This window comes from Streptantibioticus silvisoli, assembly GCF_027947535.2.
GTDB lineage: Bacteria > Actinomycetota > Actinomycetes > Streptomycetales > Streptomycetaceae > Streptantibioticus_C > Streptantibioticus_C silvisoli.
This window is the reverse complement of the sequence record NZ_JAAGKO020000004.1, coordinates 58,574-70,952: the sequence shown is the minus strand read 5'-3', so window position 1 is coordinate 70,952 and position 12,379 is coordinate 58,574. Positions and strand designations below refer to the sequence as shown.

Here is a 12,379-nt window from a genome sequence, read left to right as displayed (position 1 = left end):
AGGACGCGACGCCTGCCCCCACGCGACGAAGACGTCAGCCACCCGACCGGCGTCAACCACCGAAGACCTCGGCGGCCCACCCAACGTCAACCACCGAGGACGTCGGCCACCCAACAGCAGCCTCACCCCCGCCAATGCCCCCGACAGCGTCACCCGCACCGACACAGGTGCGGCGCCCCCACCGACCACCTCACCCCCCGCCGATCACCCGCGCGTACGTCATGCGTGCCGACGACACCGGCGCGGCGGGGGCGAGTGCGGCCTCGACCTCGGACGGGAGCGGGGCGAGGCCGAGCAGGCCGGTGACGAGCGCGGTGGTGAGCCGGTGCCAGTCGGTGGCGCCGCGCAGCATGGTGTGGCCGCCGCGCGGCATGACGATTCCGCAGGCGGCCGCGGACCGGGCACGGGCGCGGTGGACGAGTTCCCACGAGCCGCGTGCGTCGGTGACGCGGTCGGTCGGGCAGTGCAGCAGCACCGAGCGCCGGCCGTCGAGCTGCTCCACGGGGTCCTCCAGGGGGCACCAGGGCGCCAGCGCGACCACTCCGGTCACCGAGGGGTGTCCAGCCGCCCACAGGGCCGCACGGCCGCCCATGGAGTGCCCCACGAGCACCACGGGGACGCCGCCGGTCCGCTCGGCCAGCGCGTCCAGCGCCCAGCGGGTGTCCCGGGCGGTGTCGGCGCGGTCGCCGTTCCAGCCCCGGAAGCGGTAGCGGGCGGTGGCGAGCGCGACGCCGCGGCCTTCGGTGGCCCGCAGCACCGAGCGGCCGAACGGGATCATGCGTGCGGCCGGCGGGCTCCAGGGGGACGGCGGTTCCAGGCTCTCCGACCGCCCGCCGTGCAGCAGCAGGACGGCCGCCTTCACCGCGGTCGGCAGGACGTTGACGGTCAGCGCGGGCCGCGCCGGGGCGTGCTCGGGGGAGACGGCGGTCAACGCACGGAACCCTTCTTCGGCGGCAGGGGGATGAAACCACTGGTGCGGGCGACGTATTCCGCGTACCCGGGGCGGCCGGCCATGTGCGCCTCCAGCAGCCGCTGGCCGCTGCCGCGGGTCAGCAGGTACGTCATCACCAGGGGGGACACCAGGCAGACCACGGCCGCCTGCCAGGCGCCGCAGGCCGTCAGGAACAGCCCCCACCAGACGAGGAAGTCGCCGAAGTAGTTGGGGTGCCGGGTCCAGCTCCACAGGCCGCGGTCCATGATCGTGCCCTTGTGGGCCGGGTCGGACGTGTAGCGGTGCAGCTGCCAGTCGCCGACCGCCTCGAAGAACAGCCCGCCGGCCCACACCACGCCGCCGGCGATCGCGACCGTCCCGATCGGTGCGCGTACGTAGTCGGCGGCCTGTACCGGCAGCGACACCAGCCACACCAGGGCGCCCTGCAACAGGTAGATCAGGCGGAAGGCGTACGCGTTACGACTGCCCGGCGCCTTCTTGAGCATCTTGTCGTACCGCGGATCCTCCCCCTTGCCGCGCCCGCGCCAGCCGATGTGGCCGGCCAGCCGCAGGCCCCACACGACGGTGGCGGCGGTGACCAGCAGACGCCGTCCGTCGTCGCCGTGACCGGCCGACATGCCGTACGACGCCAGCGCCACGGCGGCGAAGCCGACCCCCCAGGCGATGTCGACCACCCGGTGCACGCCCTTGGCGACGGCCACCGCGAAGGTGGCCAGCATGACGGCGAGCGCCGCGCCGGCCGCCACCGCGAGGTTGACGCCGAAGGCCGCCCACGGGAAGCCGGTCATCGCGGCCCTTCCGCGCGGCCGGCTCCGCCGCCGGTGCCGTCCGGGGCGCCGAGGTCGCGCCGGTCGCGGTCGTCCAGGTCGTACCAGTCGCGCAGGGTGGCGGGCATGGCCGCCTCGCCCTGACGGGTCGGGCGTACGGCGACGATCTGGTCGACGCCCATCCGCCGCTCGGCGAACGCCAGCCCGCCGCCCACCAGGTACAGCCGCCACACCCGTGCGGTCGGTTCGCCGACCATGCCGACGAAGGTGTCCCAGTCGTCTTCCAGCGTGCGGTGCCAGGCCGCGACGGTGCGTACGTAGTGCTCGCGCAGCGACTCGGCGGCCCGCACCTCGAACCCGGCGCCCTCCAGCAGGTTGAGCGTGTCGCCGACGGGACGCATGTGCATGTCCGGCGCAATGTAGGACTCGATGAACGCGCCGCCGCCGGGGGCGTTGGCACCGCGCGACATCTGCTGCACGAACAGCCGGCCGCGCGGCTTGAGCATGCGGAACAGCAGCGCGGCGAACGCGGGGTACTCGTCGTCGCCGACGTGCTCGCCCATCTCGACGGTGGAGACCGCGTCGAACGAGCCGGGGTCCGCGTCGATGTCGCGGTAGTGCCGCAGTTCGACCTCGACGAGCTCCTCCAGGCCCTGCTCGCGCACCCGGGCGGCCACGAAGTCGCGCTGCTGCCGCGACAGGGTCACGGCCGTGACGCGGGCCTTGAACTCCCGGGCCGCGTACAGCGTCAGCGAGCCCCAGCCGCAGCCGACGTCCAGCAACCTCGCGCCGGGCGTCAGGCCGAGCTTGCGGCAGATCAGCTCCAGCTTGTCGTGCTGGGAGTCCACCGGGCCGTAGGACGGGTCGTCGGGCCGTGTCCAGTAGCCGCACGAGTACGCCATCGTCTCGTCCAGCAGTGCCGCGTAGAAGTCGTTGGACAGGTCGTAGTGGTGGCTGATGGCGGACCGGTCGCGGGCGGTGCTGTGCAGGGTGCCGCGCAGCTTGGCGCGCCGCGCGCCCGGCTCCGGGGGACGCGGGCCGACGGCGCCCAGCCGCACCGCCGCCGCGGCGGCCCTGGCCCGGTCGGCCAGGCCGGCCGTGGCACCGCTCAGGCTGCGCTCGCGCACCGCCCGCCACACCGCGCTCAGCCCCTCGCCGAGGTCGCCCTCGATGTCGAGGTCACCGCTGATGTAGGCCTGCGCGAGGCCGAGTTCGTCCGGCTGCCACACCAGGCGGCGCAGCGCGCGGCGGGAGCGCAGCACCACGACCGGCGCGTCGTGCGGTCCCGCCTCGCTGCCGTCCCAGGCCCGCAGCCGGATGGGGAGTTCGCCGCCGAAGAAGTCCCGCAGCAGGAGGGTGAGTCGCTCGGCGACGGGGATCAACGGGTGCCTCCGGCGGTGGCGTCGGTCTTGGTGAACAGGATCTGGCGCACGTCGAGGTACCCGGCGGCGAAACCCGCCTCGGAGTAGGCCAGGTAGAACTCCCACATGCGGCGGAACGTGCCGTCGAACCCGAGCGCCGCGACCTCGGCGGCCCGGGAGGTGAACCGTTCCCGCCACAGGGCCAGCGTCCGCGCGTAGTGCGTGCCGAATCCCTGGTCGCCGCTGATCCGCAGCCGGGTGTGCGCGGTGAGCCGGCCGATCGCCTCCACGGAGGGCAGGATGCCGCCGGGGAAAATGTACTTGTGGATCCAGGTGTACGTGTTGCGGGTGGCGACCATCCGATCGTGCGGCATGGTGATCGCCTGGATCGCGACGCGGCCGCCCGGTGCGGTCAGCCGGTCGAGGGCATCGAAGTAGACCGGCCAGTACTCCTCGCCGACCGCCTCGATCATCTCGACGCTGACGACGGCGTCGAAGGTGCCGCGCACCTCGCGGTAGTCGCGCAGCTCGACGGTGACCCGGTCGGCGTAACCGGCGCGCTCGATCCGGCGCATGGCCAGCAGGCGCTGCTCCCGCGACAGCGTCACGGTCAGCACGGTCGCGCCGCGTTCGGCGGCCCGCAGCGCCAGTTCGCCCCAGCCGGTGCCGATCTCCAGCAGCCTGGTGCCCGCGGTGACCCCCGCCAGGTCCAGCAGCCGGTCGATCTTGCGGTGCTGCGCGTCGGCCAGCGTGGTCCAGTCGTGCCGCGGGCGGTCGAATATCGCCGACGAATACGTCATGGTCTCGTCGAGGAACAGGGCGAACAGGTCGTTGGACAGGTCGTAGTGGCGGTGGATGTTGTCCTTGGCGCCGTCCAAGGTGTTGCGGTCCGCCGCCGGGTGTCTGCGGGCCCACGCCCCGCGCAGCCGCTGGAGCGAACGCGGCACCAGGTCGGCCACGTTGGCGGCCAGCACCGTCAGTACGCCCACCAGGTCGTCGGTGTGCCATTCCCCGGCCATGTACGACTCGCCGAAGCCGATCAGCCCGTCCGCGCCGATGCGCCGGAAGAACGCCTCCGGGTCGCGCAGGGTCAGCAGCGGCCCCGAGCCGCCGGCCGGCGCACCCGAGCCGTAGGCGACGCGCAACGGCAGCGCGGCCAGCGCCCGGCGCACCACCAGCCGGGCGATCGTGGCGCGTGCCGCCGAGGTGTCGGGCACCCGGGCGACGTCCGGCCAGCGGGCGGGGTCGACGTGGGCGGTGGCGGGGGCGATGGTGACCGCCCGTGCCGGTGCGGTGTCGAGGCGGTCGGAATCAGGGGCTTGGGTACTCACTTCATTCCCTCCTGGGCGGGGTGGGGCGGGCGGCGCATGACCGGCAGACGGCGCAGATACAGCACGATTCCGTGCCGCCTGATACCGAGGGAGACCGCCGCGGTGGACCACGGACGGCGCACCGCCCGGCCCAGCAGTGCCGCCGGGCCGGCCGGCCGCCGGGTACCGCTGACGGTGGCGGTGAACGGCACCGAGCCCTCGCGCCGCAGCTGCACGGTGACGTTCAGCCGTTCGCCGGGTTCGGGAAGCCGCATCCGGTAGTCGCCGTCCACCGGGAAGAACGGCGAGACGTAGAACTCCTTCGGTACCTCGGCCAGTCCTTCGCCGTCGGGGCGCATCAGGTAGCAGTGGCGTTCGCCGTACGTGTTGTGCACTTCGGCGACCACGCACACCGGTGTGTCCGCCCGGTCGTGGCACCAGTAGAGGGTCAGCGGGTTGAAGACGTGCCCCAGGACGCGGGCGTGCGCCAGCATCAGCACTCTGCCGCCGTCCAGGTCGATCCCGCGGGACGCCAGGAAACGGTCGAGGCCGGCGCGGATGGACGGCGCGGTGCCGCCGAAGTGGTCGCGCGCGTCGAACCGGGCCAGCGCACGCAACGGCAGCGGCTGCCGCGGCAGCCGGTCGACGTCCACCAGCCACATGTACGTGCGGTGTTCGAAGCCGTGGTGCACCGGCGCGGTCCGGGCGTGACGTATCACGCAGTCGTACAGCGCCGGTACGACCGCGTCGGCCGCCCGCGGTGCCGCGGGCCGGGCGGGGCCGGGGCGGGCGGTCACCAGTCCACCCCCAGCGCGGCGGCCGCCCGGACACCGGAGCGGCAGCCGTCCTCGTGGAATCCCCAGCCGTGGTAGGCGCCGGCGTAGACCGTCACACCGGTGTTCAGCGCGGGCAGCGCGCGCTGCGCGGTGACCGACTCCGGCGTGTACACGGGGTGTTCGAAGTCGACGCGCGACAGCACCTTCTGCGGTGCGATCCGGTCGGTGGCGTTGAGCGAGACCACGTACCGGTCGGCTGACCGCAGGCGTTGGAGCCGGTTCATGTCGTAGCTGACCCGCACCTCGGCGGCGGGCGCGTCGCAGGAGGGCATCAGGTAGTTCCAGGACGCGGCGGCACCCCGGCTGTGCGGCAGTACCGAGGTGTCGGTGTGCAGCACGGTCGGGTTGAGCGAGTAGCGGAACGCGCCCAGGGTGCGGCTCTCGGCCGGCGTCGGGTCGTCCAGCATCCGCAGCGCCTGGTCGGGGTGGACGGCCAGCACGACCGCGTCGTAGCGGTCCGCGGTGCCGTCCTCGGTGACCACCCGGGCGCTGGTGGCGAACCGCTGCACCGACCGCACCGGTGAGGAGGTCCGTACGTCCGGCAGCTGCTTGGCGACCCGGTCGACGTACTCCACCGATCCGCCGGTCACCGTCCGCCACCGCGGCGCCCCGGTGACCGAGAGCATGCCGTGGTGGTCGAGAAAACGGAACAAGTACCGCGCGGGATAACGCATGGCGGTCTCCGGCGCGCACGACCAGACGGACGACACCAGTGGCGTCATGAAGTGCGTGACGAAGTACGGCGGGAAACCGCCCTCCTTGAGGAACTCCCCGAGGGTCAGGGCGTCGTCCTCACCGGCCGCCGGCGACGCCGACTCGCGGCGCAGCAGCGCGCGGGCCCGGCGGTGGAAACGCGGTACCTCGGCCAGCAGGGACAGGTACCGGCCGCGCAGCGCGTTGCGGGGGCGCGGGAAGAGCCCGGCGAGCCCCTTGGCGCCGGCGTACTCCAGGCCGCAGCCGTCGCAGCGCACCGACATGCTCATCTCGGATTCCTGGGTGGCGACGCCGAGTTCGCGAAAGAGCCGCAGCAGATGGGGATAGGTGCGCTCGTTGTGCACGATGAAGCCGACGTCCACTCCCAGCGGGCGGCCGTCGGGCGTGGTGACCTCCCGGGTCAGCGCGTGGCCGCCCAGCCGCTCCCCCGCCTCGTAGAGCGTCACCTCGCACTCGTCACGCATGACGTAGGCCGCGGTCAGCCCCGCCACGCCACTGCCCACCACGGCTATCCGACGCCGGTCCACGGCCGTCCTCCCTCGCAGCGCGCACGCCACCACCGGGACCCGCGCTCCGTGCGAACCCCCTGTCCCGGGTCATTCGGAACCGTCGGCTCACCGGATTGGTGGCTTCACGAGCGAAAAGTTTCAGCCATTCGTCCCACCAAGCCGCCGCCTTCCGTGCGCCGAATCACGGCCGTGGACGACGACGAGAACGACACGACGGCATCCGGCGGCATCGCGGGCTCCTCCGGCAGGGCAGTGGCGGCGCAGCGCATCCTGTTCGGACTGATCAGCGGTGTACTGGCCGGCTTCGCGGCGCTCGCGGTGGCCGAACTGGCCTCGGCCGCGATACGCCCGGAGTCCTCCCCGCTGGCGGTGGTCGGCGGCTCGGTCATCGACGCGACGCCCCCCGCGCTGAAGGACTACGCGGTGCGGCACTTCGGCACCAACGACAAGTTCGTGCTCGAACTCGGCATCCTGGTGATCCTCGCGCTGTTCGCCCTCGGCCTGGGCGTCCTGTCGGTACGGCTGCGGCGCACGGCGTCGGCCGGGGTGCTGCTCTTCGGCGTGATCGGTGTGGCGGCCGCCGCCACCCGCCCCGACTCCCGCCCCACCGACGTCGTGCCCTCCCTGGTCGGGGCGCTGGCGGGCACGGCACTGCTGTACGTACTGGCGGGAAGGCTGCGGACGGCACCCGGGCGGGGACGGGGCGCCGGGGCGGGGGCCGGGGCCGACGCGGGGACCGGCGACGGAGCCGGGACCGACGCGGAAGCCGACGCGGGCACCGGTGTTGCCGCGCGTACCGGCGCCGATGCCGCCGTCGGTGCCGAGGCCGAAGCCGACGCGCGTACCGGTGCCGAAGCCGACACCAGCGCGCGTACCGACACCGACGCGAATACCGCTGCCGGGGCGAAGCCCGGCGTACCTGCCGGCATCGGTTCGGACGGCGCCGGGGAGGGCCGGCGACCTGCCGGGCGGCCGGCGTTCGACCGCAGGGGGTTCCTGGTGGCCGCTGGAGCGGCCGCGGCGGCCTCGGCGGGTGCCGAGGTGCTGGGACGGGCGCTGAACGACAGGACGGCCGGCCAGGCGGCCGCGTCGCGGTCCCGGGTGCGGATCCCGGCGCCCACCTCACGGGCCGCGGCCGTACCGCGCGGCGCCGACCTGAAGGTGCCGGGACTGTCGCCGTTCACCACGCCCAACTCGGCCTTCTACCGCGTCGACACCGCCCTGGTCGTCCCGCGCGTCGACGCGTCGAGCTGGCGGCTGCGGCTGCACGGCACCGGCGTCCACCACCCGCTGGAGCTGGGCTACCAGGACCTGCTGGACCGGGAGCTGATCGAACGGGACATCACGCTGACCTGCGTCTCCAACCAGGTCGGCGGCCCGTACGTGGGCAACGCCCGGTGGATCGGCGTGCCGCTGGCCGGCCTGCTGAAGGAGGCGGGTGTACGGCCCCCGTCGCGCGGCGGACCGGCCGACCAGTTGGTGGCGCGGTCGGTGGACGGTATGACCATCGGCAGCCCGGTCGACACCGTGATGGACGGCCGGGACGCGATGCTGGCGGTCGGCATGAACGGCGAACCGCTGCCATTCGAACACGGCTTCCCGGTCCGCATGGTGGTCCCCGGGCTGTACGGCTTCGTGTCCGCCTGCAAGTGGCTGACCGACCTGGAGCTGACCACGTTCGACGCCTACGACCCGTACTGGGTCAAGCGCGGCTGGTCGAAGCAGGCGCCGATCAAGACGGAGTCGCGGATCGACACGCCCAAGCCGTTCGGCTCCCCGAAGGCGGGCCGCGTCCCGGTGGCCGGCGTCGCCTGGGCCCAGCACCGGGGCGTCGACCACGTGGAGGTGCGGGTGGACGGCGGTGCGTGGCAGCGCGCCCGGCTGGCCGCGGAGGACAGCACCGACACCTGGCGGCAGTGGCTGTGGGAGTGGGACGCCACCTCCGGTGAGCACACCCTGGAGGTCCGGGCCGCCGACCGCACCGGCGAGACCCAGCCGGAGCACCGCGTCGGCACGATCCCGAACGGCGCCACCGGCTGGCACTCGGTCGTGGTGAACGTCGCCTGACGCCGCACGCCTGACGCGGCGGCCGATCGGCCCGGTGCGGTCTCCCCCGTGCCGGGCCGATCGTTACCGGCGGCCCTTCACACCCGGGTGTACCGAAGGATCGCACCCGGGTGTACCGGTGGCCGCCACACCAAGGCGTACCGCACGATCACACCCAAGGCGTACCGCACGATCACGGACATGGCATACCGGTGGCCGCCGTCGCGAGGTGTACCGCACGATCACACCAGGACGTACCGGATGCCGCTGTTCATACCAGAGGTCAGCAATACCGCAGAACCTGCATAACAGGGATACAAAGGACAAAAAGAAGGATGACCATCAACCCCCGAGCGCTGATGGTCATCCTTCGCTTTGGGTCAGCCGGCGATCGAAACCAGCATCAGGGGTGATGTCGTCGGCTGCTTCGACCCGCCGTGCGGCTCGACCGTGAGGCCGACGCCGTCGGCACCGGACGCGGCACCGGCCAGCACGGCCGTGCCGGACGGGCGGCCGGAGTCGACCAGGCCGGCCGGCACCATCGACCCCTTACGGCTGTACCAGAGCTCGTAGACGTGCGACCCGGCCAGCTTCGGCAGGTCGCGGTAGACGAACGCGGTACGGGCCTGCGAGACCGAGCTGACGACGGTGGCGTTACCGCCGCCGTGAACCGCTGTCGTGTGGTAGGCGGCGTCCGGGGCGGCCATCAGCGAGGCGAGGTCGGAGGCCTGCTGCTCGGCCTGCGTACGCTGCCGGTCGACGTCGTGTTCGGCGTTGACGGCGACACCGCCGGCCACCGCGGCGCCCACCAGGCAGGCGGCGAGGGCCAGGTACGGCAGGCGCTGACGCCAGGCGCGGCCGCGCAGCGGGACGACGTCGGCGACGCGGCCCGGCGGCGGAAGCTGTCTGACCTCGGGGATCGCCGCCATGACCCGGGCGCGCAGCGCGGCGGGCGGCACCTCGGCGACGGCGAGGGCCAGCCGGGCGGCGGTCTCCCGGAGTTCGGCGACCTCGTGTGTGCACACGTCGCACTCGGTGAGGTGGCGGGCGAACTCCCGCGCCTCCTCCGGTGACAGCGCGTCCAAAGCGTAGGCGCCGGTCAGTGTGTGCAGGTCGGCGGTCATACGGACACCCCCAGGCAGTCACGGAGCCGGATCAGACCGTCCCGCAGCCGGGTCTTGACCGTGCCGAGGGCGGCGCCGAGCAGGTCGGCGGTCTCGCGATAGGTGAACCCGCGGTAATACGCGAGAGTCACCGACTCGCGTTGGAGTTCGGTGAGCTGGCCGAGGCAACGGCGTACCTGTTCGCGTTCCAGCCGGCGCTCGACCTGTTCGGAGACCTCGTCGAAGGCGGGGCTGTGGTCGCGTACCGCGGCCTTGTGCTCGCGGTCTGCGGACGCCTGCGCGGAACGCACCCGGTCCACCGCTCGGCGGTGGGCGAGCATCATGATCCACGCCATGGCGCTGCCCTGCCCCGGATCGAACCTGGCGGCGGACCGCCAGACCTCGATCAGTACCTCCTGGGTGACCTCTTCGGACTGGGCCGGGTCGCGCAGCACCCTGCGCACCAGACCGAGCACGGAGCCGGCCACCGCCGTGTACACGCTCTCGAAAGCGTCCCGGTCCCCCCTGGAGACCCGGTCCAGCAGGGTCTCCAGGGCACCGGGGCGCGGCGCACCGGGTTGTTCCTCGCGGGCGGCCGCGCGCATGGGCACCTCCGGGTTAGACGTCGGTCGCCGATGATTCGGCGCCACGACCCGGAAGGATTGGTGCGGATCGAAAAAATTTTGATCCGCCCGGTGGAACGCCGGGTCCACGAGGGACCGGAGGCGATCCGTGGGGATTCGTCCGGCTCGGCCGCGACCGGGCCGTTCCCGTGGGGACTTGTCCGACCCGGTCGGATCGGCCCGCCCCCGTCCGGATCAGGAGGACGGCGGCATCAGGACGGTGTCGATGATCTCGACGTTGGCGTTGGCGGTCTTGACATTGCCACACACCACGTTGGCGGTGTTGTTCACCTTGTACGACATGCCGGAGCCGGAGGTCATCAGGTTCTGCTTCTCCAGCGTCGGGTAGGTGCCGCTCGCCAGGTCGGAGACGGCGAGCTGCTTGCCGACGACGTGGTAGGTGAGGATCTTGGTCAGCATCGCCTTATTGGCGAGGACCTTGGCAAGGGTGGCCTTCGGCAGCTTGGCGAAGGCGGCGTTGTCGGGCGCGAAGACGGTGATGTTCTGCGCCGAGTTCAGGGTGTCGACCAGGCCGGCCTTCTTCACGGCGGTCACCAGGGTCGACAGCGCCGGGTTGTTCGACGCGGCGGTAGCGACCGGGTCCGTCGCCATCCCGTTGAAGCTGCCCTTGCCGGTCTTCGGGATCGTCGAACACGCCGGGCCGAACGGCTTGTCGGCCGACGGCATCGCCGCGGTGCTGCCCGCCGGGGTGGACGGCGCGGACGAGGCGGTCGTACTGCTGGAGGAGCCCTTGGAGCCGCTGCTGCCACCGGAGCAGGCGGCGGCCGTCATGGCGAGGGTGGCGGCGGCGGCGGTCGCGATGGCGATCCGGCCGGCCCGGCGGGAGGTGGCGTTCATCGAACTCTCCTTGTGTCGTGCGACGTGGTGTCGTGCGACGTTGTGATGTCGTCTCGGATGTCATTCGGCGCCGGTCGGGGCGCGTATGGGTGCGATCACTCGAACGAGTGATCTTGATGGGTAAAACCGCAGGTCAGGGCGGCGAAAAAACTTTCGCGCGAACGGTCGCGCCGAGCCGGCGGCGTGTCGGGTGCCGGGTTGCGACCCATCCGTGGGCGATCGCGGCCGATGGGCCAGGATGGGGGGCGTGACACCGTTTCCCCCGAGCCCCCTCCCCAGCGTGCCGCCTCCCTTGCCGCCGGCCCTGCCGCGGCTGATCGCCACCGACCTCGACGGCACCCTGCTGCGCGACGACCGGACCGTCTCGGACCGCACCGTCGCCGCGCTGGCCGCCGCCGAGAAGGCGGGCATCGACGTCTTCTTCGTCACCGGCCGGCCGAGCCGCTGGATGGACGTCGTCGCCGAACACACCGCCGGCCACGGCATCGTCATCTGCGCGAACGGCGCCGGCGTCTACGACCTGCGCCACGACCGCCTGCTGTCCTGCGACCCGCTCGACGCGCCGGACGCCGCCCGCATCGCGCACGCGCTGCGCGCCGCCGTCCCGGGCACCAGCTTCGCCGTGGAACGGTCGTACTCCTTCCACCGTGAGGCGGGCTACGCCACGCCGTGGGGCGGCGTACCGGACTCGCTGATCGCGCCGATCGACGCGCTGCTGACGCACGACGCCGACCAGCCGCTGCTGAAGCTGCTGGCCAGGCACGAGAACGCGGACCCCGACGAGTTCCTGGCCACCGCCCTGGAACTCCTCGGCGGACAGGCGGAGGTCACCCGTTCCAGCAGTGCGGCGCTGCTGGAGATCAGCCGGGCCGGCGTCACCAAGGCCACCACCCTCGCGCGCTGCTGCGCGGAACGCGGCATCACCGCGGCCGAGGTCGTCGCGTTCGGCGACATGCCCAACGACCTGGCCATGCTCGCCTGGGCCGGCACCTCCTACGCCGTCGCCAACGCCCACCCCGCCGTACTCGCCGCCACCGCCCGCCACACCGCCACCAACCAGGACGACGGCGTCGCCCGGGTCATCGAGGCGCTGCTGGAACGCGGTTAGGCGCGGCGCGCGCGGGCGCCGCACGTGCAACCGCGTTCGGTGGGCGCCGCCCGGTGTCCGGACCGGGTGACACCGCCGCCGTCGTACGGTCACCGTTCGCGCGGTCCCGGCCGTACGGGTCAGCCGGCCCCGTACGGGTCAGCCGGCCGCACGGGTCGGGCGGCCGTACGCGTCAGCCAGCCGCACAGGTCG

At 72.9% G+C, this 12,379-nt stretch carries 11 protein-coding genes; 2 read left to right on the top strand and 9 right to left on the bottom strand.

The features are described from left to right. Nucleotides 1-190 precede the first annotated feature (190 nt). The 6 genes from POF43_RS04365 to POF43_RS04340 form a co-directional block, all read right to left on the bottom strand. On the bottom strand, nt 191-931 hold the full coding sequence (locus tag POF43_RS04365; protein WP_271323897.1) for an alpha/beta fold hydrolase: 741 nt from the start codon (nt 929-931) through the stop codon (nt 191-193). Beyond that, on the bottom strand, nt 928-1,740 hold the full coding sequence (locus tag POF43_RS04360; RefSeq protein WP_271316346.1) for a DUF1295 domain-containing protein: 813 nt from the start codon (nt 1,738-1,740) through the stop codon (nt 928-930). Before POF43_RS04360 ends, POF43_RS04365 begins: the two co-directional genes overlap by 4 nt. After that, nucleotides 1,737-3,101, bottom strand: coding sequence for a class I SAM-dependent methyltransferase (locus tag POF43_RS04355; protein WP_271323896.1), 1,365 nt, complete (start codon nt 3,099-3,101; stop codon nt 1,737-1,739). The genes POF43_RS04360 and POF43_RS04355 overlap by 4 nt, the downstream gene beginning before the upstream one ends. Next, nucleotides 3,098-4,411, bottom strand: coding sequence for a class I SAM-dependent methyltransferase (locus POF43_RS04350; RefSeq protein ID WP_372515821.1), 1,314 nt, complete (start codon nt 4,409-4,411; stop codon nt 3,098-3,100). The genes POF43_RS04355 and POF43_RS04350 overlap by 4 nt, the downstream gene beginning before the upstream one ends. Then, a complete protein-coding gene (locus POF43_RS04345) occupies nt 4,408-5,121 on the bottom strand; it encodes a DUF1365 domain-containing protein (protein WP_303659148.1) in 714 nt (237 codons plus the stop codon). Before POF43_RS04345 ends, POF43_RS04350 begins: the two co-directional genes overlap by 4 nt. A gap of 62 nt (nt 5,122-5,183) precedes the next feature. Next, nucleotides 5,184-6,467 carry an NAD(P)/FAD-dependent oxidoreductase gene (locus POF43_RS04340; RefSeq protein ID WP_271318566.1) on the bottom strand — a complete coding sequence of 428 codons (1,284 nt, stop codon included), beginning with the start codon at nt 6,465-6,467 and terminating at the stop codon, nt 5,184-5,186. 171 nt (nt 6,468-6,638) lie between these two features. Between POF43_RS04340 and POF43_RS04335 the strand changes: the two genes are divergently transcribed. After that, entirely contained in the window at nt 6,639-8,516 is a 1,878-nt protein-coding gene (locus POF43_RS04335) for a molybdopterin-dependent oxidoreductase (RefSeq protein WP_443732096.1), read from the top strand. A gap of 359 nt (nt 8,517-8,875) precedes the next feature. On the opposite strand, the gene POF43_RS04330 is transcribed toward POF43_RS04335, so the two are convergent. The 3 genes from POF43_RS04330 to POF43_RS04320 all read right to left on the bottom strand — a co-directional run bounded on the left by POF43_RS04330 (nt 8,876) and on the right by POF43_RS04320 (nt 11,079). Further along, nucleotides 8,876-9,619 carry an anti-sigma factor gene (locus POF43_RS04330; protein ID WP_271316458.1) on the bottom strand — a complete coding sequence of 248 codons (744 nt, stop codon included), beginning with the start codon at nt 9,617-9,619 and terminating at the stop codon, nt 8,876-8,878. Further along, nucleotides 9,616-10,203 (bottom strand): sigma-70 family RNA polymerase sigma factor, encoded by a 588-nt coding sequence (locus POF43_RS04325; RefSeq protein WP_271316457.1) that lies wholly within the window; start codon nt 10,201-10,203, stop codon nt 9,616-9,618. The genes POF43_RS04330 and POF43_RS04325 overlap by 4 nt, the downstream gene beginning before the upstream one ends. A gap of 213 nt (nt 10,204-10,416) precedes the next feature. Then, on the bottom strand, nt 10,417-11,079 hold the full coding sequence (locus tag POF43_RS04320) for a fasciclin domain-containing protein (protein WP_271316456.1): 663 nt from the start codon (nt 11,077-11,079) through the stop codon (nt 10,417-10,419). A 238-nt stretch (nt 11,080-11,317) separates the two neighbouring features. On the opposite strand from POF43_RS04320, the gene POF43_RS04315 reads away from it, so the two are divergent. Beyond that, on the top strand, nt 11,318-12,187 hold the full coding sequence (locus tag POF43_RS04315; RefSeq protein ID WP_303658166.1) for an HAD-IIB family hydrolase: 870 nt from the start codon (nt 11,318-11,320) through the stop codon (nt 12,185-12,187). Nucleotides 12,188-12,379 lie beyond the last annotated feature (192 nt).